This window comes from Streptomyces sp. NPDC090499 (assembly GCF_044769305.1).
Lineage (GTDB): Bacteria > Actinomycetota > Actinomycetes > Streptomycetales > Streptomycetaceae > Streptomyces.
In genome coordinates, this window is the sequence record NZ_JBIVXP010000004.1 from 95701 (window position 1) to 117222 (window position 21522).

The 21522-nt window shown below is 70.5% G+C and carries 21 protein-coding genes, 1 tRNA gene and 1 pseudogene; 10 read left to right on the forward strand and 13 right to left on the reverse strand.

The genetic code is table 11. The features are described from left to right. Positions 1–171: 171 nt before the first annotated feature. The 6 genes from ACIQVL_RS16110 to ACIQVL_RS16135 all read right to left on the reverse strand — a co-directional run bounded on the left by ACIQVL_RS16110 (position 172) and on the right by ACIQVL_RS16135 (position 5431). On the reverse strand, positions 172–1338 hold the full coding sequence (locus ACIQVL_RS16110; RefSeq protein ID WP_403475585.1) for a lipid-transfer protein: 1167 nt from the start codon (positions 1336–1338) through the stop codon (positions 172–174). After that, the gene (locus ACIQVL_RS16115) at positions 1335–1784 is read right to left on the reverse strand and encodes a MaoC family dehydratase (protein ID WP_403475586.1); all 450 of its coding nucleotides are present in this window, start codon (positions 1782–1784) and stop codon (positions 1335–1337) included. Before ACIQVL_RS16115 ends, ACIQVL_RS16110 begins: the two co-directional genes overlap by 4 nt. Next, complete coding sequence (locus ACIQVL_RS16120; RefSeq protein ID WP_403428322.1) at positions 1774–2811, reverse strand: acyl-CoA dehydrogenase family protein; 1038 nt, start codon at positions 2809–2811, stop codon at positions 1774–1776. The genes ACIQVL_RS16115 and ACIQVL_RS16120 overlap by 11 nt, the downstream gene beginning before the upstream one ends. Position 2812: 1 nt before the next feature. Beyond that, positions 2813–3784 (reverse strand): bifunctional MaoC family dehydratase N-terminal/OB-fold nucleic acid binding domain-containing protein, encoded by a 972-nt coding sequence (locus tag ACIQVL_RS16125; RefSeq protein ID WP_403475587.1) that lies wholly within the window; start codon positions 3782–3784, stop codon positions 2813–2815. Beyond that, on the reverse strand, positions 3768–4937 hold the full coding sequence (locus tag ACIQVL_RS16130; protein WP_403475588.1) for an acyl-CoA dehydrogenase family protein: 1170 nt from the start codon (positions 4935–4937) through the stop codon (positions 3768–3770). The genes ACIQVL_RS16125 and ACIQVL_RS16130 overlap by 17 nt, the downstream gene beginning before the upstream one ends. Before the next feature lie 176 nt (positions 4938–5113). Next, entirely contained in the window at positions 5114–5431 is a 318-nt protein-coding gene (locus tag ACIQVL_RS16135; RefSeq protein WP_403428327.1) for a hypothetical protein, read from the reverse strand. A 361-nt stretch (positions 5432–5792) separates the two neighbouring features. On the opposite strand from ACIQVL_RS16135, the gene ACIQVL_RS16140 reads away from it, so the two are divergent. The 4 genes from ACIQVL_RS16140 to ACIQVL_RS16155 all read left to right on the forward strand — a co-directional run bounded on the left by ACIQVL_RS16140 (position 5793) and on the right by ACIQVL_RS16155 (position 10397). Further along, on the forward strand, positions 5793–6668 hold the full coding sequence (locus ACIQVL_RS16140; RefSeq protein WP_403428330.1) for a bifunctional DNA primase/polymerase: 876 nt from the start codon (positions 5793–5795) through the stop codon (positions 6666–6668). A gap of 176 nt (positions 6669–6844) precedes the next feature. Then, on the forward strand, positions 6845–7288 hold the full coding sequence (locus ACIQVL_RS16145) for a hypothetical protein (protein ID WP_403475589.1): 444 nt from the start codon (positions 6845–6847) through the stop codon (positions 7286–7288). Positions 7289–7467: 179 nt separating this feature from the next. Next, positions 7468–9864 carry a glycoside hydrolase family 3 C-terminal domain-containing protein gene (locus ACIQVL_RS16150; protein ID WP_403475590.1) on the forward strand — a complete coding sequence of 799 codons (2397 nt, stop codon included), beginning with the start codon at positions 7468–7470 and terminating at the stop codon, positions 9862–9864. 116 nt (positions 9865–9980) lie between these two features. Continuing rightward, the gene (locus ACIQVL_RS16155; protein ID WP_403428336.1) at positions 9981–10397 is read left to right on the forward strand and encodes a hypothetical protein; all 417 of its coding nucleotides are present in this window, start codon (positions 9981–9983) and stop codon (positions 10395–10397) included. Here the strand turns inward: ACIQVL_RS16155 and ACIQVL_RS16160 are convergent. Further along, on the reverse strand, positions 10387–11289 hold the full coding sequence (locus ACIQVL_RS16160; RefSeq protein WP_403475591.1) for a GNAT family N-acetyltransferase: 903 nt from the start codon (positions 11287–11289) through the stop codon (positions 10387–10389). The two genes, ACIQVL_RS16155 and ACIQVL_RS16160, sit on opposite strands and share 11 nt — an antisense overlap. A gap of 73 nt (positions 11290–11362) precedes the next feature. Next, a complete protein-coding gene (locus ACIQVL_RS16165; RefSeq protein WP_403475592.1) occupies positions 11363–11761 on the reverse strand; it encodes a hypothetical protein in 399 nt (132 codons plus the stop codon). 105 nt (positions 11762–11866) lie between these two features. On the opposite strand from ACIQVL_RS16165, the gene ACIQVL_RS16170 reads away from it, so the two are divergent. Next, the gene (locus tag ACIQVL_RS16170) at positions 11867–12787 is read left to right on the forward strand and encodes a hypothetical protein (protein WP_403475593.1); all 921 of its coding nucleotides are present in this window, start codon (positions 11867–11869) and stop codon (positions 12785–12787) included. A 522-nt stretch (positions 12788–13309) separates the two neighbouring features. Here the strand turns inward: ACIQVL_RS16170 and ACIQVL_RS16175 are convergent. Continuing rightward, a pseudogene (locus tag ACIQVL_RS16175) lies at positions 13310–13677 on the reverse strand (tyrosine-type recombinase/integrase); the annotation flags it as partial. Positions 13678–14235: 558 nt separating this feature from the next. Between ACIQVL_RS16175 and ACIQVL_RS16180 the strand changes: the two are divergent. From ACIQVL_RS16180 to ACIQVL_RS16190, 3 genes are all read left to right on the forward strand, one after another. Next, a complete protein-coding gene (locus ACIQVL_RS16180; RefSeq protein ID WP_403475594.1) occupies positions 14236–15084 on the forward strand; it encodes an LppX_LprAFG lipoprotein in 849 nt (282 codons plus the stop codon). A 254-nt stretch (positions 15085–15338) separates the two neighbouring features. Continuing rightward, complete coding sequence (locus ACIQVL_RS16185; RefSeq protein WP_403475595.1) at positions 15339–15674, forward strand: hypothetical protein; 336 nt, start codon at positions 15339–15341, stop codon at positions 15672–15674. 338 nt (positions 15675–16012) lie between these two features. Then, positions 16013–16315, forward strand: coding sequence for a hypothetical protein (locus tag ACIQVL_RS16190; RefSeq protein WP_403475596.1), 303 nt, complete (start codon positions 16013–16015; stop codon positions 16313–16315). Between the two features lie 151 nt (positions 16316–16466). On the opposite strand, the gene ACIQVL_RS16195 is transcribed toward ACIQVL_RS16190, so the two are convergent. Then, the gene (locus ACIQVL_RS16195; RefSeq protein WP_403475910.1) at positions 16467–16781 is read right to left on the reverse strand and encodes a hypothetical protein; all 315 of its coding nucleotides are present in this window, start codon (positions 16779–16781) and stop codon (positions 16467–16469) included. Between the two features lie 593 nt (positions 16782–17374). Then, positions 17375–17653, reverse strand: a complete 279-nt coding sequence (locus ACIQVL_RS16200; RefSeq protein ID WP_403475911.1) for a hypothetical protein — start codon at positions 17651–17653, stop codon at positions 17375–17377. Positions 17654–17731: 78 nt separating this feature from the next. Between ACIQVL_RS16200 and ACIQVL_RS16205 the strand changes: the two genes are divergently transcribed. Then, positions 17732–18487, forward strand: coding sequence for a GntR family transcriptional regulator (locus ACIQVL_RS16205; RefSeq protein ID WP_403475597.1), 756 nt, complete (start codon positions 17732–17734; stop codon positions 18485–18487). A gap of 167 nt (positions 18488–18654) precedes the next feature. Here the strand turns inward: ACIQVL_RS16205 and ACIQVL_RS16210 are convergent. Further along, positions 18655–18739 (reverse strand) — tRNA-Ser (locus ACIQVL_RS16210). A gap of 60 nt (positions 18740–18799) precedes the next feature. Next, positions 18800–20266 (reverse strand): S1C family serine protease, encoded by a 1467-nt coding sequence (locus ACIQVL_RS16215; RefSeq protein ID WP_403428358.1) that lies wholly within the window; start codon positions 20264–20266, stop codon positions 18800–18802. 257 nt (positions 20267–20523) lie between these two features. Here ACIQVL_RS16215 and ACIQVL_RS16220 point away from each other — a divergent pair, with 257 nt between their 5' ends. Beyond that, positions 20524–21351 (forward strand): glycerophosphodiester phosphodiesterase, encoded by an 828-nt coding sequence (locus ACIQVL_RS16220; RefSeq protein ID WP_403475598.1) that lies wholly within the window; start codon positions 20524–20526, stop codon positions 21349–21351. Positions 21352–21522 lie beyond the last annotated feature (171 nt).

Below are 21522 nucleotides of genomic sequence, written 5' to 3' on the forward strand. Positions count from 1 at the left end.
GGCTCCACGCTATGAGCGGGCGGTGTCACCGCGGATCGGCCGCAGGTCCCGAAGCCGAATCCCCCTCAGGTTGTAGGGGTGGGGCTGCCTACACCTCCTGAAGGTGGAGTACGGGGGTGGAACTCCTGCGGGTTTACCCCTGAGGGGGAGAAACCCCAGGGGTGTCCGGCCTCACCCGTCCGAGGTCAGGACCAGCCCGGACGTCGGTACGCCCGTGCCGGCCGTCACCAGGACCCGGCCCGCCCCGGGCACCGCGTTCACGGCGGTGCCGCGCAGCTGGCGCACGCCCTCCGCCACCCCGTTCATCCCGTGCAGGTACGCCTCCCCGAGCTGGCCCCCGTGCGTGTTCAGCGGCAGCCGCGCCTCGGCCACGAAGTCCGCGGCCTCCCCCCGCCCGCAGAACCCGAACTCCTCCAGCTGCATCAGCACGAACGGCGTGAAGTGGTCGTACAGGATCCCCACGTCGATGTCGGCCGGGGCGAGTCCGCTGGTGCTCCACAGCTGGCGGGCCACCACGCCCATCTCCGGCAGCCCGGTCAGGTCGTCCCGGTAGAAGCTGGTCATCTGCTCCTGGGCCCGGCCGGCCCCCTGCGCGGCCGCCGCGATCACCGCCGGCCGATGCGGCAGGTCGCGCGCCCGCTCCACCGACGTGACGACGAGTGCCTGGCCGCCGTCCGTCTCCTGGCAGCAGTCCAGCAGCCGGAGCGGCTCGACGATCCAGCGGGAGGCCGCGTGGTCCGCGAGGGTGACGGGCCGGCCGTGGAAGTAGGCGGCCGGGTTGGTCGCCGCGTACGCGCGGCCGGTCACCGCCACGTGCCCGAACGCCTCCGGGGTCAGCCCGTACGCGTGCAGGTAGCGCTGCGCCGCCATCGCCACCCAGGACGCCGGGGTGAGCAGCCCGAACGGCAGCACCCAGCCGAGCGCCGCGCCCTCCGCCGACGGCTCCCGGTGCTGCACGCCCGAGCCGAAGCGGCGGCCCGATCTCTCGTTGAAGGCGCGGTAGCAGACCACCACCTCGGCGACCCCGGCCGCGACCGCCAGCGCCGCCTGCTGGACGGTCGCGCAGGCCGCGCCGCCGCCGTAGTGGACGCGGGAGAAGAAGGACAGCTCGCCGATCCCGCAGGCCTGCGCCACGGTGATCTCCGGGCTGGTGTCCATCGTGAACGTCACCATCCCGTCCACGTCCGCCGGGGCCAGCCCCGCGTCGTCCAGCGCGGCCCGCACCGCCTCCGCCGCCAGCCGCAGCTCGCTGCGCCCCGAGTCCTTGGAGAACTCGGTGGCCCCGATGCCGACGACCGCCGCCCGCCCGCCGAGCGAGTCCCGGCCCCGCACGCTCATGCGTCCGCCTCGTCGGTGACGGTGACGGTCACCGTGGCCTCGGCGAAGGCGAGGGTCACCGTGCCGGTCACGTGGTTGCCGATGCCGTTGGCGCCGACCACCCGGACCGTCGCCGTCCCCCGCTCGTCGTCCAGCTCCTCGATCCGGCCGGTCAGCACCATCGTGTCCCCCGGGTAGTTGGGCGCGCCGAGCCGGATGGCGACCTTGCGGAGCTCCGCCGTGGGGCCGAAGTAGTCGGTGATGTACCGGCCGACCAGGCCGTTCGTGGTCAGGATGTTCATGAAGATGTCCGGGGAGCCCTTCTGCCGGGCCAGTTCGGCGTCGTGGTGCACGTCCTGGTAGTCCCGGGACGCGATCGCCCCCGCCACGATCAGCGTCCGCGTGATCGGGATCTCCAGCGGCGGCAGCTCGGTGCCCGCCCCCGGCCGGGTCGTCTCAACTCCCATGCGCGATCAACTCCCCCAGTTCCTGGAGCACTTCGCTCCCGCTGCCCAGATACGCGTCCAGTTGCCGGCCCCACAGGAAGTGCCGGTGCACGGGATGGCCGACGTCGGCGCCCGCGCCGCCGTGCAGGTGCTGGCCCGTGTGCACGACCCGTTGCCCGGCCTCGGACGCCCACCAGGCCGCGGTCAGCGCGTGCGTGGCGTACGGCAGACCGGCGTCCCGCCGCCAGGCCGCCTCGTAGGCCGTCACCCGTATCGCCTCGGTGTCCATGTGGGCGTCGGCGGCCCGGAGCTGGACGGCCTGCCGGGTGGCGAGCGGGCGCCCGAACTGCTCGCGGGTGTTGGTGTGGGCCACGGCCCGGACGAGGGAGCCCGCGCAGACGCCCGCCTGGAGACCGGCGAAGGCGGTGCGGGCGGTGGCCAGGACGTCGGCGCAGGCGCCCGCGCCGCCCAGCATCTCGGCGGGAGCCTCGTCGAGCGTGAGCCGCCCCGCCGACCAGGGCGCGGTCAGCTCGACCTCCTCGGTGCCGGTGCCGGTCCCGGTGCCCTCGCCGAGTCGTACCAGCCACAGCCGCCGGCCGGTGTCCGCGACCAGGACATGGGTGGCGTCCCGCAGCCACGGGACGACGGGGACGGTGCCGCTCAGCCGGCCCCGCGCGGAGGGCCGTACCCCACGTTGGGCGGGGAAGGCCCCGGCCACCACCACCGAACCGTCCCCGATCCCCGGCAGCAGCCGGGCCCGCTGGTCGTCGGTGCCGTGTGCGGCGATCGCCAGCTGCCCGTACACGCAGCTCGCCGCGTACGGCACCTGAGCCGTGGTACGCCCCTGTTCCTCCAGGAGGAGAACCAGGCCCAGCAGGCCCAGCTCCTCCACCGCGGCCACCAGTCCCGCCCCGCACAGCGCCTTCCACAGCTCCGGGTCGCTGCCGGTGCCGGCCGCCCGCAGCCGCTCGTGGGTGGCGAGGTCGGCGAAGATCCTGGCGGCCAGGTCACGGGCCTCGGCCTGGGCCTCGGTGGGCGTGAAGTCCATGTCAGACCTCCGCGCCGGGAGCGCCGGGAGCCGCGGCTGCCCCGGCTGCCCCGAAGGTGTCGAGCGAGTCGGCGACCCGGAAGACGGGCAGGGTCGACGCCCCGCCCTCGTCCTCGTACCGGCGGAACTCCACCCGTACCGGCAGCCCGATCCGCACCTTGTCGTACGGCACCCCCACCACGTTGCCCACCATCCGCACACCCTCGGCGAGCTCGATCAGGCCGACCGCGTACGGGGGGTCGAAGGCCGGGAAGGGCGGGTGGTGCATCACGACGTACGACCAGACCGTGCCCTCGCCGGCCGACTCGACGGTGTCCCAGTCGGGGGAGCCGCAGGCGTTGCAGCCCGGCAGCCAGGGGTGGCGCAGGGTGCCGCAGCCGGTGCAGCGCTGGATGAGGAGCCGCTCCCCGGCCACGCCCTCCCAGAAGCCGGCGTTGTCCCGGTTGACCACCGGGCGGGGGCGCGGCGGAGCCTTGGCCGGCCTCCCCGCGGGCGCGTACTTGAGGACGCGGAGGCGGTGGACGCCCACCAGCTCCCCGCCGACCCGGATGTCCGTGCGGGTGGTGACGAAGTAGCCCGTGCCCAGCTTCGTCGTCTTGCGCCCGGACACCGACTCGATCACCGTGTCGAAGGCCGGCTCGTCGCCCGGCCGCAGCGGGCGCAGGTACTCCTGCTCGCAGTCGGTGGCGACGATCGAGACACAGCCCGCCGCGTCGAGCAGGGCCGACATCTCGTCGTACGCGCCGGTGCGGGCCGCGTTCCCGGAGAGGCCGCCCATCGTCCAGGCCTGCAGCATGGTGGGCGGGGCGATCGCGTCCGGCCCCTCGTACGCCGGGTTCGTGTCGCCCATCGCCTCGCACCAGTGCCGGATCATGGGCAGGTTGACCGGGTCCTTGCCGGTGCCCGCCCGGGAGGCCTGCTGCCCCTCGTACGCCTTGAGCCGCGCCCCCAGCTCGTCAGTCCCCCCGGCCACGGCCACCCCTCCGCATCCCGAGCCGCATCGTCGCGACGATCTCCCGCTGCACCTCGCCCACCCCGCCCCCGAACGTGTTGATCTGCGCCGCCCTGTTGAGCCGCTCCAGCTCGCCGTCCCCGAACACTCCCGGCGAGCCGGACCGGACCAATGCCGCCTCGCCGACGATCTCCTGACACATGCGATACGTCGCGACTGCCGATTCCGTTCCCGCGAACTTCACCCCGCTGGCCTCCGCGGGGGCCACCCGGCCCGCCCCCGCGTCCCCCACCAGACGCCAGCTGAGCAGGCGGTTCGCCGCCAGCCGTGCATGCGCCTCGGCCAGCCGGAAACGAATCCACGGCTCGTCAACACGGCGCCGACCGGTCACCGGATCGGGGGTGCGGGCGGCGGTGAGCGCGGCCGCGTAGAAGTCCTCGGCCTGCATGCCGGTCGCGGCGAGGGCGACCCGCTCGTGGTTGAGCTGGTTGGTGATGAGCGACCAGCCGTCGTGCTCGGTGCCGACGAGACCGTCGGCGGGGACCCGGACACCGTCGTAGTAGGTCGCCGTCGTGACCTGGCCGCCCACCGTCTCGATCGGCGTCCAGGAGAACCCGGGCGCGTCCGTGGGGACCAGGAGGATCGAGATGCCGCGGTGCCTGGGCGCCTCGGGGTCGGTACGGCAGGCCAGCCAGATCCAGTCGGCGTGCTGGGCACCCGAGGTGAAGATCTTCTGCCCGTCGATCCGCCAGCCGTCGCCGTCCCGCACCGCCCGGGTGCGCAGCGCGGCCAGGTCGGTGCCCGCGGAGGGTTCGCTGTAGCCGATGGCGAAGACGAGGTCGCCGCGGAGGATGCCGGGCAGGAAGCGGGCCTTCTGCGCCGCACTGCCGTACTTCATCAGCGTCGGCCCGACCGTGTTCAGGGTGACCATCGAGACGGGGGCGCCGGCCCGGTACGCCTCGTCGAAGAACACGAACTGCTCGTCGGCGCCGCGCCCTTGCCCGCCGTACTCGACGGGCCAGCCGAGGCCGAGCAGGCCGTCCGCGCCGATGCGGCGCAGCAGGGCACGGCGTTCGGCGGGGTCCTCGGGAGCGGGGGACGGGATCAAGGACCGGAAGTAGGCGCGGAGTTCGGCGCGCAGCCGCTGCTGGCGTTCGGTGGGAGCCAGATGCATGGTTTCTGACTGTCCGTCAGATACGGTCGCCTGTCAAGGTCGAGAGACGGCGACAGGAGAGCAGGGGGGAGCGGCGGAGGAAGCCGGAAACGCCTGCGCGGCGGTGCCGAAGCACCGCCGCGCGGACGTACTGCCCATCCCCACAGACCACACCCCCACCAGGGTTCAGGCGGGGCTTACCACAGCTGGGTGAAGTGGACGGCGACGTTGTCGTTGCCCTGCTGGATCGCGGTCCACGCGGAGCCGTTGACCTGAGCGGTGTTGCTCTGGTTCGAGGCGCCGTTGCCCACCGCGTTCTGCTGGGTGGTGGAGGAGTTGCCGTTGTTGTCGTGACCGACCCCGCTGCCGATGATGCCGGCCGTGCCGACGTTGGCGCTCGATCCGTTGTCCGCGATCGCGCCGTTGTCCGCGGCCGCGACACCGGCGAAGAGCGCGGCGGCGAGCGGAAGGGCGGAGACGGCGGCGAGAACGCGGGCGGTACGGATGCTTGCCATGTTGATTCCTCTCAGAGCCCGGCTGTGCCGGAAGTTCGTCAAGTAAGTCCATTTCCGGGGCAGTTGGCCGACCGCCTCGGTGGTTGTCTTCGACGTCGCGAGACCAGAGTTGCCCACCGAATCCCCGGCGAACCAGACCGGAAGCCCTTATTCGCCCTCAAGCGTGATGACAAGTCGATAAACCCCTTTCACCATCTTTGGTCGACTTCCACCCCAGTCATGACCACTCCGGACATCACCCACCATCAAGCACCCCAACGGAAAAACCGTTCCGCCGCCGATCCGCGGCCAAGTCGCCGCCCACGGCGTGTCGCACCGGCACCCCCTTCCCTTTTTCGAACGCACGTACGAACATGGATGCATGGCCACCACCGATCGGCAGGCCACGACGCTGGCCCTCGCACACGCCCTGTCAGCCGCCGAGCGCGGCCTGGCCGTCATCCCCCTGTCCCGCGCGAAACTCCCCGCCCTGCGCTCCCCCCACCGCCACGACCCCGACCCCGCGCTGCCGCCCTGCCACGGCGAGTGCGGCCGCCCCGGCCACGGGGTGTACGACGCCACCACCGACCCGACCCGCATCCGCGAACTGTTCGCCGCGGCGCCGTGGGCGACCGGCTACGGCATCGCCTGCGGGCTGCCCCCGCACCGCCTGATCGGCGTCGACCTCGACGTGAAGAGCGGCACGGACGCCACGGGCGCCCTGCGCGAACTGGCCCTGCGCCACCTGTTCACCATCCCGCCGACGGTCGTCGTCATCACCCCGAGCGGCGGCCGCCACCTCTGGCTGACCGGACCGCCGGACACCGTCGTCCCCAACTCGGCCGGCCGGCTCGCCCCGGGCATCGACATCCGCGGGGCCGGCGGCTACCTGGTCGGCCCCGGCTCCCGCACCGACCACGGCGTCTACGCCACCGCCCCCGGCACCGAGCACCTGGTCCCCGCGCCGTGCCCCCCGTCCCTGCTCCGCCTCCTGCTCCCGCCGGCACGCGCGCCGCACCCCGCGACCCACCCCTCGGTCGGCAACCGTGGCCAGGGCCTGGTCCAGTTCGTCCTCTCCGCCCACGAGGGCCAGCGCAACACCCGCCTCTTCTGGGCGGCCTGCCGCGCCTACGAGAACGGCATCGGCCGCGCCCTGCGGGCTCCGCTGATCGACGCTGCGGTCCACACCGGCCTCACGGAACAGGAGGCCCGCGCGACGATCGCATCGGCGGCCCGCATGACCGGGCACCGCCCCTGAGGAGGCCGAGAAGCCATGAGGAGGCCGTCCGAGACCGTCCGACGCCTTCGAGACCGTCCACCCCACCGTCCGACGCCGTTCCGAGGCCCTCGCATAGCCCTCGTAGGCCCTCGTAGGCCCTCGTAGGCCCTGAAAATCGAACGCCCTCAGCCGCCCGTCCGCCTAACCTGCCCTCCATGACCCTGACCCGTGTCGTCCTCACCTCCGGCCGCGTGATCGGTCTCTCCCACCTCCGGCTCTCGTCGACATACGACGGGCTGCTGGAGGGCTATCCGCACCAGGCCCTCAACGACCGCCGGATCAAAAGGCTGTTGGCCGCGGCCGCCGCCGAGACCCCCCGCACCCCGACCCATCTTGTCCCGCCCCCGCGCGAACACCCCGAGTACGGCCGCACCCGCCACGCCGGCCCGTTCGGCCCCGCGGAGTTCCTCCCGCCGGTCGCCTGCATCGGCCTGTTCGATTCCGCACCCGTCGCCCGGGACATCGACCCGGTCCTGCACGGCTCGTCCCTCACGGTCGTCTGGTTCCAGGCCACACCTCAGCCGCCGTCGGGCCACGACGCGGACCAGGGGCTGCGGGAGGTGGCCTGGGAGGAACTGGCGAAGGACTACGAGATCTGAGGATCCGGGGGTCCGAGGATCTGAGGATCCGAGGTCTGCTCTCTGCTCTCTGCTCTCTGCTCTCTGCTCTCTGCTCTCTGCTCTCTGCGGCTTGGGAATGCCGAGGCGGCTACGAAAGATGTGCGGACGCAGACTTTCGGGAACTGATCCGGGCGGGGCCGGGTCGCCATGCTGGCGGCATGGATCAGGCGAAGATCTCCCGGCGTGCGCTGGTGGGCGCCGCCGCAGCCGCCGCAGCCACTGTGACGACCGGAGCGGCCCCGGCTCCACGGGCGACGTCGGACCGTCCACGGACGGACCGCGCGGCCTCCCCTCGGGTCGAAGCCCTGCTGGCCCGTATGACGACGGCAGACAAGATCGCCCAGCTGAACATCCCGGTCTGCCTCCCGCAGGTACTGCTCGGCGACTCCACGAACCCGACCGGCACGGCGGAGCACCGGGAGGCCTACGTACGCGGCCGGACCGTGGTCGGCACCGGGGCCGGACAGCTGCGGCTGGGGCCGGGCGGCGGTTTCTTCGGCCTGGTCAACCAGACCCTGTCCGGCTCCGTCGAGGTGCCGCATCCGCTCACGCCGCGCGAGCAGGCCGAGCAGCACAACCGGCTGCAGCGCCTCGCCCGCGACACCCCGCTCGGCGTGCCGCTGCTGCAGATCAGCGAGGGCACGCACGGTTCCCTGGGACCCGGCTCGACGATCTTCCCGGAGGGACTGGCGCTCGGCGCGACCTTCGACCCCGAGCTGATCGGCCAGGTGTACGCGGCGGTGGCCCGGGAGGCCCGCGCGGTGGGGATCCACGCGCTGAGCACCATCACCGCGGAGCTGAACCGCGACCCGCGCTACGGCCGGGGCATCTGGGCGTTCAGCGAGGACCCGTACCTGACGGCCGCCATGGTCGGCGCACTGGTGCCGGCCATGCAGGGCGCCGGCAACGACCTCACGTCCGTGGAGTCGGTGGTCACGTCCCTGGTCACCTTCCCCATGGAGTCCCCCAACGTCGGCGGCCTGGAGACCAGTTCGATCGAGATCGGTGAACGCGCCTTCCGCCAGACCCACCTGGAGCCGTGGCGGGTGGGTTTCGCGGAGGCCGGGGCGCTGATGACCGAAGCGAGCGAGCAGACCATCGACGGGCTGGCCGTCCACGGCTCACCCAGGTACCTCACCGACCTGCTACGGGACGAACTCCGCTTCGACGGCGTGGTGATCGGCAACGACCTGCACGGCCTCATCCGCGAACACGTGGCGGGCACCGCGCAGGAGGCGGCGGGGCTCGGGCTGCGCGCCGGGGTCGACGTCAGCCTGGCCTGGGACGAGATCTACCTCGACCAGCTGGCCGCGGCCGTACGGGAGGGACGCGTCGACGAGGCGCTGCTCGACCGGGCCGTACGACGTGTCCTGACCCTGAAGGAACGCCTGGGCCTGTTCGAGAACCCGTACGTCGACGCCGTCCGGGCGGAACGGGTGGTCAACTCCGCACCGCACCGGGCCCTGGCACTGCGCGCCGCACGCGAGTCGATGGTGCTGCTGAAGAACGAGGGCGGACTGCTGCCGCTGGCCGCCGACCGGGTCCGTACGGTGGCGCTGATCGGGCCGAACGCCGACGACAGGCTCAACCTCCTCGGCGAGTACAACGCCTACCCCGCCCTGCACGAGACCCCCTCGATCCGCGAGGCGCTGACCCGCCTGCTCGGCGACCGGGTCCGGGTCCGGTACGCGCGCGGCTGCGACGTCACCGGCACGGACACCTCCGGCTTCGCCGCCGCGCGTGCGGCGGCGAAGGACGCGGACGTCGCGTTGGTGGTCGTGGGCGAACAGACCAAGGGCGGCTACCTCTCGCCGGACCGTACCGACGGCGAACTCAAGGACACCGCGTCCCTCGCCCTGACCGGCGTACAGCAGCAGCTGCTCGAAGAGGTCCACGCCACCGGCACCCCGACCGTCGCCGTGGTGGTCACCGGCCGCGCCCTGGCCCTGCCGTGGGCCACGGCTCAGCTGCCGGCGCTGCTGATCGCCTGGCTGCCCGGCGAGGCGGGCGGCCGGGCGGTGGCGGAGACGCTGTTCGGCCGTATCGAGCCGACCGGCCGCCTCCCCGTCACCTTCCCCCGCGACGCCGGCCAGCTGCCCCTGACCTACGACCAGAAGCCCGCCCGCGCCGATGCCGGCGCGTACGTGGACATGCCGTCCACGCCCCTGCACGCGTTCGGTTCGGGCCGCGGTTACACGACGTTCCGCCACAGCGGCGTCCGGCTGGACGACACGCACATCACACGGGACGGCCGGACCCGCCTCCACGTCGACATCACGAACACGGGCGGGCGGGACGGGACCGAGGTCGTCCAGCTGTACGTCACCGACGACCTGGCGACCGTCTCCCTGCCACGGATCCGGCTGCGGGGCGTGGCCAGGAGGCGGGTGGCGGCCGGAGAGCGGGTCACGGTGACGTTCCCCGTGACGGCCGCCCGGGACCTCACCCTCGTCGACGAGCGGCTGCGCACCGTGGTGGAGCCGGGGACGTTCACCCTCAGCGTCGGCAGCGCCTCGGACCGCCTGCACCAGCGGATCTCCCTGACCGTGTCCTGACCCGCCCCACCACCACCAAGAAGCCGAAGAAGCCGGAGAACCGGAGAACCGGACAGCCGGAGAACCGGACAGCCGGAGAACCGGACAGCCGGAGAACTGGAGAACTGGAGAACCCCATGAACACCGCCGACACTCCCCTCGCCGAGGCCGACTACATCGCGGCCACCGCCGACGAGCTCAGCCGCAAGCAGGGCGCCGACAGGGCCGCGGCGCTGGTCAGCCAGAAAGCCCTCTTCCAGCGCCGCGGCCGGATCGTCCTCCATGCCGACCGGCTCGTCCTCACGGGCTGGTCGGACACCGGCTCCCTCGTCCTGACCCGCACGGACATCACCGCGGCCGAAACCCGCTTCACCGATCTCTACGGCCGTTTCATGGGGGGCCTCCTCAACGCCGGCAAGCCCCTCATCCTCACCACCGTGGCCGCGGCCCCGTCCCCGGGAGACATCTACCTGCTCGTCAACCGCCGCGAGTTCATGGAGACGACCGACGACAGGCAGTGGGAGAAGCACATCAACGACTGGCTCAACGGCTGATCCCGGTTGCCGGCAGGGCTGCCGGCACGGCCGCCGAGAAGTCGTACCCGGACCATTCGCTCAGCCGGACGTAGCCGAGGCGCTGGTAGAGGGCGTTGCTGGTGGGGTTGGACAGGTCCGCGAACAGGACGACGTCCTGCGCGCCCGCGGCCAGCGCGGCCCGGCTCACCTCCGCCGTCACGGCCGCCGCGTAACCGCGACCGCGCAGGTGGGCGGGGGTGTAGACGACGTCCACCTGCATCTGGCCGCCGATAAGCGGATTGAGGCCCGCGACGGAGACGGGAGTGCCGTCCGGGGTCTCCCAGAGCGTGTAGGTCTTGTCGGCGAAGCGCGTGCCGGCCCAGGTCCCGGCGTCGATGGTGACGTCCTCCCCGACGGCCTTGGCGAACTCGGCGCACCAGAACATGGTCTCTTCGAGGTCCTGCTCGCCCAGGACGCGGCCCCGGCCCGCCGGCAGCGGGTCGGGCGGGGTGAGCGTGCCGAGGCGGTACAGGCACAGCCGGGTGTCACGGAGTCTCGGCGTCGCGCCGGTGCGCCGCTGCCAGGCCTCGGCGAAAGCGGTGGCCGTGCCGTGGTCCGCGCTGACGGAGGGAACGGAGTCGCCGAGACCCGCCAGCCGGTCGGCGAGCGAGTCGGCCTGCTCGGGCGTGAGCGGGGAGAGGCCGTAGCCACGGGGCGGAAGGCGGTAGCAGGTGGCGTGCACCTCGCCGCCCCGCTCCAGCATCCCGAAGACGGGAACGCCGGTGCCGAACGCCTCGGCCCCCCGTGCCCGCACCCTCTCCGCCCACGTCGACTGCATGACGTGCGGGCCGGGACGCGAACGCAGGAACTCCCCGGCCCGGGAGAGGAATTCGTCGACGTCGTCGGTCAGGTACCAGTCGGATGAACGCATGCCCGATGCTCTACCACTCCGGCCGCGCGGACAGCCGGAACCTGCCGGGCGGACTGCTGGGCGCAGGCCCGATTCAGCCAACCCCGATGCTGCACTTCTTGGCGGGGACACCGGTGAGTTCGCAGGCTGCGGCGTCCTCCTCGCCCTCGGTCCGGTGCTGCCGCAGATACGTCGCGGTCGCACGTGTCCCGGCGTCGAAGCATGCCGGATTCTGGTCCACGATCAGACCGAGGATCTTCACCTGCGTCGACTCCATGTCCGGGTTGATCGAATCGGAGTAGTCCTCGTCCCGGAATTCCCGTTCCATCTGCTCCCGGAGCCGGCCGGCCCGCCCCGTGAACTCCTTCTCCGCCTGCGTGCAGGTGGCGGACCGCCCGGCCCCACCACCGTCACGCGTCGCCCCGACGGCGTACCCGCCCACGGCGAGCGTGATGGCCCCCGCGCTGACCAGTGCGATCATCGAACGCTTCATGGCCGGTGATCGTATCCGCGCAGCTGAGGTCACTGATCGGCGGGATGGACCCGTCGACCGCACAACACGGTGTCGAGAGTCCGCAACCTGCCGTACGGTCGCCGCATGACTGAACTGGTGTTGCGGGGGCGCCGGGTCACGGCGCGGTTCAAGCGGGACGCCGTGCTGTTGGAGCGGACGTGGAGACGATCGGGAATCCGTATTCCGCTCGCCGCCATAGAGACGGTGCGTACGCGAGGACGTGCCGGAGCGGACTCTCGAGCAAGTACGACCGCTGGGCGCAAGCCGCGCGTCACCGAGATCGTCCTGACCTCGGCCTCCGCGAACACGGATCCCGTTGTCCACACCCTCAGCTCCCCGAGCGGCGAGGCCGCCCAGGCCTTCGCCTCAGCCGTCACGGCGGCACTGCCGGTCCGGGATGCCACGCAACCGCGTGTGGACGGCGCCGGGTTGGTGACGACGCAGCGCCGGCTCGCCGCCAAGGGACGCAAGGGTCGCTGGCTGGCAGCGGCCCAGGACCGGGCGCATCTTCTGGCCCTCAGCGCCCTGTTCGTCCTCGGGCTCGCGCTGGCCTCGGCAACCGGAGACGGCATACTTGCCCTGGTCTGGGTGGCCTCCTTCACACCGTTCCTCGTCGGGTGTGCGATCACCCTGATCGTGTACCGAACCACGGTGGACTGGTGGCTGCTCCGCCGCCGGGGAATCACGGTCGTGGCCACCTTCGAGGAGAAGGTCTACCGGACCGGAACGGACGGCGAGACCACGGTCACCAAGGTCTACGCGTTCACCGACGCTTCGGGCACCAAGCGGACGTACAGCGGTGGCGGCGGCAAGCTGGTCGGCACAGACCCGGCCCGCATCGAGGTGACGTACGACCCGTATGCCCAAGATCGGATCGCCGCCCGCAACGGACCCGTGGTCCGGACGCTCGTGTTCCTCGCCTACACGCTCCTCGGCCTGCCCGCCAGCGCGCTGACCGTCGCGTATCCGCTCGCCTTCTTCGCCGTCAGCCTCATGGACCTCTGAGGTCCGCCTACAGCGCCGGGGCTCCGTTCCACGCGCACATGAATGCCCGATCTTGAAAACCGTCGTGGCGCGAGTCACCGTGGGTTCAAATCCCACACCCACCGCGTGATGGGAACGGCCCCTGACCAGGCGTGACGGTCGGGGGCCGTTGGCGTGTGCGCGGAACCTGGCTGAAGCCAACGGCACTCTGGTCTTCGACACCCCGAAGACTCATCAGAAGCGACTTCTCCGCGTCGGGCCGTCCCTCGCGAAGCGGCTCGCTAAGCCTGTGACAGCGGTACGCGCGCCTCCGCCGGGTTGACCACCCAGCGGACTGACATCAACATCGCAAGACGGCCACTGATCCTGTCGGCTTGGACTGGACTCCGAACAGGCTGGCAAGCAGGTATCCGAGCAGCGCACACGGCCAATGGATCGAACTCGTTTTAAAGCGGGTGTCGCGGGTTCGAATCCTGCCGGGGGGCACCAGGTCAAAGGCCCCGGACCGATCATGGTCCGGGGCCTTTGACATCAACGGGGCGATCAGCCACGACTAGGGCGCCGCTTTCGCAGTAGCCGGTCCACGTGGCTCATGGCCTCGCGCTGGGTGTCCTTCACGACGTGCGTGTACACGTGCATGGTGATGCTGATCTGAGAGTGCCCGAGGATCTCCATCTCGACGCGGGCGCGACCCCTGCCGCCGTGAGGAGAGTGGCGGTGCCGTGTCCGGCGTCGTGCAGGCGATCAATCGGAGGTCGGCGGCCTCGGCGATGCGGGTGAAGGAGCGGTAGAGGTTGCGCGGTTCGACGGGGTGGCCGGTGCGGGTGGCGAAGAAGTAGTCGGACTGCTGCCACCTCTTCCCGTGCCTTGGTGCGGGCGGCCCCTCGCCGCATGCGGTGCCGGCGCAGGGGAAAGCGTGCACCAGCGGTCGACGTACAGCACTGTTTGGTGCGCGGTCGGCGCTGACAGGTTGCACTCTTGGCCATCGACGAAGCCCGACCGTCGGTTAGGTCCCGGGGTAGCCCCGGGCCACCCCCAGACAGAGTCGGGGATGCAGCTGCTCTACAGAGCTGGACACCTCGGAAGCCGACCGCGCGTCTGAGACGCTAGCCGGGGCCACTGACAACCGACCCTGCAATGTGGCACCCCTCGACCTTGTTCCGCTCACCCCGCACCACAAGCGCACCAGATCGAGCGGGGAACAGCGGGGAACCACGGTAAAAGCAGCCCAGCCCGACGGAGGCACGATCCGACCGTTCGCCCAGGCCAGCGCCCAGACCACCCCCAAGTGCCCGCAGCTTCCCAAGCTGAGAGTCCGACCGGGCGTACGGCCGCCGAACGTGGTACGAGTACGTCTGACGCGCGTACCTCACATGGCCCACAAGACCCCACCAGACCTCAGGACACACCCCGAGTTAGGCTCGCGGCCTTGGCATGGATCTGCCATCTGCCTTTGGGGGTTTGTGGAGATGTCCGTTCTTGTTTCCGTACCGCGCAGAGTGACGAGCATGGCGTTCGCGGCCGTACTGCTTGCGGGGGGATCGGTTGCCTGTGGAGGGGGTGCCAGGAGCGATTCCGCGGTTGCAGGCCGCCCCAAGGCGACTCCCGCGGAGGCCGTAGCCAAGGCAGCGAAGAACTCCGAGGACATCACGTCGCTCCACTATCGGATGAGCGGGACCGTGCCAGGGAAGGGCCGTCTGGCGGCCGAGGCCTCCATGAACACGCAACCGCTGGCCATGAGTATGAAGATGACCGCTGCGGCCGACCAGGGTGGGAAAGGCCAGTTGGACATCCGGTTCGTCGGCAAGGTGATGTACGTCGGCGGGAGCGCGGTGCGTCCCGAGAAGCTGAACGGCAAGAGCTGGCTCAGCGCTGCGCCGGCCATATGGGGACGCGGCGGGGTGGACAACCAGTCCTACGGCGTACTGCCTAGTCAACTGCAGGCAAGCCCAACTGCGCAGTCCACGCTTCTGACCGGGTCCAAGGACCTGCGGCTGATCGGGACCGAGACGGTCGACGGCGCCAAGACCACGCACTACAAGGGGACGGTCAACAGCAAGGGCCTGATCCGAGGGCAGCTCGATCAGTTCATGCAGCTTGAAGTCTCCGACCCGCTCACCATGGACCTGTGGATAGACGGCGACGGCCGCACCAAACAGTTCCGTATGCGGGCCGAGCACAACGACAACCTCGCCGGCACCGGAGACGGGCCGCTCGACCTGACCATCACCTTCCTCGACATCAATCAGCCCGTGACCATCAAAGCGCCGTCATCCAAGGACACCACCCCGCTCGCGGCCGACGCGCAGGAAGGCTGAGCGACACCTGGGCAGAGGAGAACGCCTGAGACGTCGGCCCCGTCTCAGTTTCCGTCTCATTCAGCCCCGTTCACGACCGTTCAGGCGAGAACCACAACCCTCCCGGCGCCGACGACCGATCGGCCATGACCCCAGCTGAACGCCCCTGAACACAACCCAACTGGCCACCACCACAGTTGGAAAGCGTGCACCGTCATGCGGGGCGGCGGACACGGCGCGAACGCGTTGTCAGAGGCTGGTGGGATGGTGTGGACATGGACACGCTCTTTGATCTCCCCGAGCCAGAGGCACCAGAAGAAGCCGTCATCGCCCACTACCGTCTCAGCGACAACGAGTACGGCTCGCGTGCTGAGCGCGAAGCGATCTTCGATGCTGAGCGGGCCATGGCGGCCGCCGTCGAGCAGGCAGGGGTCGGCGAGGTCGACGGGAACGAGTTCGGCGGAGGCGAAGCGGTGCTATACGCCTATGGGAAGGATGCGGAGTCGCTTTTCAAGGTGATGGAGCCGACCCTCCGCGCTGTGCCTTTCAGGCCGGCGCACGTCGTGCTGCGCCAGGGAAGTCGGGAGGCGGAGTCCCGAGTGGACCTGTGAGCGGTACAGCAGCGAGGTACAGCAACCCCAGCAACCGGCAGCAGCCGGCACCGATCCATACGGCACTCCCGGCAGCCTGTATGACCTCCCATGACCGATCTCTACAGAGCTACGGAACAGAAGGCTTCTGACGTCCACGATGCCGGACGGGGACGTACATCAGCGTCTCTCCCCGGCCGTCGCATCATGCGGCGACAGCAGCCAGGCCACGCTGGGATCCAACTCCTTAAAGGCGACGCCCTCCTCCTATCCGCCAGTCCGGCGCGACGGCTCTTGCATGCAATCACCCACAAGAGGAAGATCCTCCCCCGATCGAGGGAGATGTGATGCTGCGGTTCATGGACTGGTCCGTAGTCGCGATGGGGTGTGTCCTGGTTCTGGGGAGTCTCGGTGGCCGCTGGTGGGAACGGGCCAAGGTTTCGAGGGGAGACAACTCCGACCCGGGCATGCGTTTCTTCTGGGCCTGGCTCCCCCTCCTCATAGGCCTGGGGATGATCAGCGCGAAGTTGCCTAGCCTGTTGCACGCCCGCCATCCCATCGTCGAGGTCGTTGACGCGCTCAACTTCGTACTGGCGGTCACGGTGTTGGTCTTCGCCGTCCGGTCCGGGCGCGGCTTCTTCCGGTCGCGCAGCACCACGTGACAACCGCGTCGACGGACTGCCGGTGAGCGATCCACATAAAGCTACGGATCGAAAGGTGTGCGGAGCGCGACGACCCGGCCTCCTGCGAGTCGCCGCGCTCAACCCTCGGTTCTGGCCTCTTGGCCGGGGACAGGGCCTCTAGGCTGCGGTGTTACAGGTCGCAGTCTGCACCCGTGTCCAAGCCCTCCGCGTGACAGCGTCCGCGGCTGGTAGCCACACGGAGTACGTCCCGCAATGCGCCGGCCAGCTGCGCGGCGAGAAGGCGCAACTCCTCCCCGTTCGCGGTCTCGTCGTCGAGTGCCCAAGTCGCCTCCTTCAGAAGTTCGGTCGCCATGCCGAGCTGAATCGGCTCGATATGGTCCGCGAGGCGGGACATGAAGCCTTCCGGGTCATCGGTGTTCAGGTAGCACGGCTTGCCCCCCGGCCCCGCCCACGGGAGAAGCCTCAGCCCGCTGTGTGCCGTCATCCCTGCGCCTGCCTCTCGATAATCGATGTTGGCTACCAGCCGACCGTCGGAGTCTCTGACGCTCACCGCTTCAACGCCCCGAGAGTCGCGGGGGCATCCGCCGAGTGGCACGAGCAGTCGCACGCCTCGTAGATCAATGGGACGTCGACCGGTGCCGAGGCAGGAGAAGACTCCGCACACTCGTGGTGCGTGCCGACACGGCAGGCAGCTGAGCGGTAGGGGCTGGTCGAGGCGCCCAGGTCGCGTGGCTGCTGGTCAGGGGGCATCAGCCGACCCCCAGGAGGACCGACCTCGTATCGACCGGCGCATCACCGCTCACGACATCCACCGAGTGCTGTCGTACGCGCTTCTCCCAGTCCAGCAAGTAAGGGCGGACAAGCGGGGTGTCCTCCCCTCTGAGCAAGTCGCGGTGGCCCGTCCGGTCGGAGACCAATCCCAGAGCGACCGTCGGCCCGTCAACGGGCGCGGGGGACACACAGGCAGCTGGCCGCCGAGGCGGGGGTAAGCAGCGGCGGTGCCTGCCCTTGGGGACGTACCGCGCCCTGGTGCGGGCGACGGCGCGGCGGATACGGTTGAGCACGCTGAATCAGCTCCTATCGCTGACGGCTCGGTCCCCCGGCATCGCCCGCCGCGGGGACCGCTTTGCGTACGACCGCCCAAAGGGTGCGGCCGTTCAGGCTGGTGGCGTGGAGCCCGAACCGATCGGCATCGGCCACCACCTCCAAGACCTCCCTCCACGACTCGTCGGAGAGCGATTCCGGTAACTCCGCTTCGACCGACGTGAGGCCGGCGCGTTCCTCCACGCGCGTGGGGAGCCCGACGGCGGACAGCCGGGCGGCGATGGCCGCCGCGCTAACTCCCGAAGCGGGCACAGGGCAGCCTCCGTCACCGGCGATCACTTTCAGTGAAGCTAGTTAACTAGATTAGAGCTAGTGGACTAGATTTTCCACATGTCTGAGCAGCCGCCTTACCTCCGCATCGCCGACGAACTCCGGCGGCGGATCGCGGAGCACGTCTGGGAACCGGGGGACCGTCTTCCCTCCCGGGCGCAGATCGGCCAGGAGTGCGGCGTGGGTGAGAACGTCGTCCGCCGGGCACAGGAACTGCTGATCTCACAGGGCGTGCTGGAAGGGCGAGCCGGATCGGGCACCTATGTCGCCGAGCCACGGCAACGCGTGCGGGTCGTCCGGTCCTCGGCGCGCGAGCAGCCCCAAGGGTCGCCGTTCCGCGCGGACATGAAGGCCCTCAACAAACAGGGGGACTGGGAGAGCCGGACCGACGCCAAGGTCCTCGCTCCCGCCGACATCGCCGCACGGCTGGGCATCGCCGAAGGCGACCTGTGCGTGCGGACCGCGTACGAGTTCCTGGCCGACGGCAGGCCCGTGCAGCTGTCCACCAGTTGGGAGCCGTACGACCTCACCGCCGGCACCCTCGTCGTCCTCCCCGAGGGAGGTCCGCACGCCGGGACGGGCGTCGTGAACCGCATGGCCGCCATCGGGATCACCGTCAGCCACGCCGTGGAGCAACCCGAGCCCCGGCAGGCGACCACCGAGGAAGCATCGCTCCTCGGCATCCAGAAGGCCGCTCTCGTCACCCACATTCAGCGGACCTACTACAGCGATCAGGGACGGCCCGTGGAAACCGCGGACATCATCGTGCCCGCCGCCCACTGCGAGATCGTCTACGAGATTCCCATCAACCGGTAGGCGACAGCCCCTCAGGCCATGATCCTAGGCCCGCAAGTCGTGCCCCGGCCGTGCCCCTTCCGTGCCCGATAGAGCGGGAAACCAGGGGGAACAGCGGTGTCCGGCGGGGTGCGCACACGCCAACGGCCCCCGACCGTCACGCCTGGTCAGGGGCCGTTCCCATCACGCGGTGGGTGTGGGATTTGAACCCACGGTGACTCGCGCCACGACGGTTTTCAAGACCGTTCCCTTAGGCCGCTCGGGCAACCCACCCCGCGCCGACGGAGATCGGCGCGGGGAACAGAGTAACCGGTTCCTGCGGGCGGGTGTGGGTCAGTTGTCGCCGACGCGGGAGCCGAGGGTGACGGTGGTCGTGTGTTCGCTGCCGCCCCGCTTGTAGGTGATCTCGACCTTGTCGCCGGGCTTGTGGGTCCAGATCTCGCCGATCAGGGTCGGGCCGCTGTCGATCACCGAGTCGTCCAGCTTGGTGATGACGTCGCCGGGCTTGAGGCCCGCCTTGTCCGCGGGGCCGCCCGACTCCACCGCGGCGGAGCCGCCCGAGCCGGAGTCGGTGATCTGGGCGCCGGAGGTGCCGTCCTCCAGCGACACCGACGCGCCGATCTTCGCGTAGACCGGCTTGCCGGTCTTGATCAGCTGCTGGGCCACGTACTTGGCCTGGTTGATCGGGATGGCGAAGCCGAGGCCGATCGAACCCGACTGCCCGGTGCTGCCCAGGCCGCCGCTGGAGGCGGACTGGATCGCGGAGTTGATGCCGATCACCGCGCCGGAGGCGTCCAGCAGCGGGCCGCCGGAGTTGCCCGGGTTGATGGAGGCGTCGGTCTGCAGGGCGCTCATGTACGACGCCTTGCTGGTGGAGCTGCCGTCGCTGGAGGCGACCGGGCGGTTCTTGGCGCTGATGATGCCCGTGGTGACCGTGTTGGACAGGCCGAAGGGGGCGCCGATCGCGATCGTCTCGTCGCCGACGGCCACCTTGTCGGAGTCGCCCAGGGCGAGCGGCTTCAGGTCCGACGGCGGGTTCTTGAGCTTGATCACCGCGACGTCGTAGCCCTGGGCGTGGCCGACGACCTCGGCGTCGTACTTCTTGCCGTCCGGGAACGTCGCGGTCAGCTTGCCGCCGTCCAGGGAGTCGGCGACCACGTGGTTGTTGGTGATGATGTGGCCCTGCTTGTCGAAGACGAAGCCGGTGCCGGTGCCACCCTCGCCGTTGGTGCCCTCGGACTCGATGGTGACCGTGCTGGGCAGCGCGTTCTGCGCGACCGCCGCGATGGTGCCGGCGGCGCGCTTGACCTGGGTGGCGCCGCCACTGGAGGTCGAGGAGATGGTCGTGGAGGCGCTGTCGTCGTTGTTCTTGGCCAGCGTGTAGCCGAGGCCGCCGCCGAGGCCGCCCGCGACCAGTGCGGCCACCAGGACGGCGGCGATCAGACCGCCGCGCCCGCTGCCCTTCTTCGGCGGGTGCTGCGGCTGCTGGAACGGCTGCTGCTGGTACTGCTGGTGCTGCTGGTCGTACGACGAACCCCAGCCTGCACCGGCGCCCGCGCCCGGGTCCGCGTAGGAGGGGGTCGCGGGCGGCGGGGGCGGCCAGGAGGCGTCGGGGGCCTGGGGTGCGGGCCCGTAAGGGTCGCCCGCGGGCGCGCTCTGGGGCGTCGGCGGGATCGGGGCGGTCGGCGCTTCCCCGCCGTCGGACGCGGCCGCCTGCGGCGGGGCAGCGGGAGACGACGGCGGCACGGGAGGTGCGGACGGGGCCGGGGGTACCGGGTTGCCCTCGTTCTCGGTGCTCACAGCTTCTCTCCTCGGTCCACGGCTTTTCTTCTCGGTCGCACTCGGTCACGCTCTTTCACGCTTGCTGTCGGCCCGGCGCGATTCAGCTGTGCATGTGCTTTTGTATGCCGTCAGCTTTTCCCACAGGCCGTCAGAGCACCATAAGCGGTGGCTGTGGGTACACGGACAACCTTTATATAGTGCTTGTCCGACAAAAGTTCTCTTTACCGGCATCCAGGGTGACCCCAGGTACCCCCGCGCGGTGGCACCATGTCGCGGTGACCCACGCACCACAGCATCGCATCCAGGTCGTCGCGCACCGCGGGGCCTCCGAGTACGCCCCCGAGCACACACTGGCCGCATACCGGAAGGCCATCGAGGACGGCGCCGACGCCCTGGAGTGCGACGTACGCCTGACCGCCGACGGCCACCTGGTGTGCGTCCACGACCGGCGGGTCAACCGCACGTCCAACGGGCGGGGCGCGGTCTCGGCCCTGGAGCTCGCGGACCTGGCCACCCTGGACTTCGGCTCGTGGCGCAAGGGTCCGGCCTGGCGCGGGCGGGACGAGGAGCCCGACTGGGAGTTCCGGCCCGAGGACCGCGCGGACACCTCCGTACTGACACTGGAGCGGCTGCTGGAGCTGGTCGCGGACGCCGGGCGGCGGGTGGAGCTGGCGATCGAGACCAAGCACCCCACGCGGTGGGCGGGGCAGGTCGAGGAGCGGCTGCTGGTCCTGCTCAAGCGGTTCGGGCTGGACGCCCCGGCCACCCCCGAGGAGTCGGCGGTGCGGGTCATGAGCTTCTCCGCGCGGTCGCTGGCCCGGGTGCGGGCGGCCTCGCCGACGCTGCCGACCGTCTATCTGCTGCAGTTCCTCTCGCCCCGGCTGCGCGACGGGCGGCTGCCTGCGGGGGTGCGGATCGCGGGCCCCTCGATCCGGATCGTGCGCAATCACCCGGCCTATGTCGAACGACTGCAGCGCAACGGCCACCGGGTGCACGTCTGGACGGTGAACGAGCCGGAGGACGTGGACCTGTGCGTGGAACTCGGCATCGACGCGATCATCACCAACCGGCCGGCGGCCGTGCTGAGCCGGCTGGGGCGCTGAGCGGGGCGCTGAGCGGCGGTCCGGGACCGTGCTGACCAGGGTTCAGATAAAGAGTCGAGTAAGGACATCTCGCACCCCTTGACCCGGCAGCCCGCTCACAGCATTCTCACTTCTCGGCCACACCATCGAAATTCAGCCACACGTAGCCATATCCGGGGGATCTGGCGACGA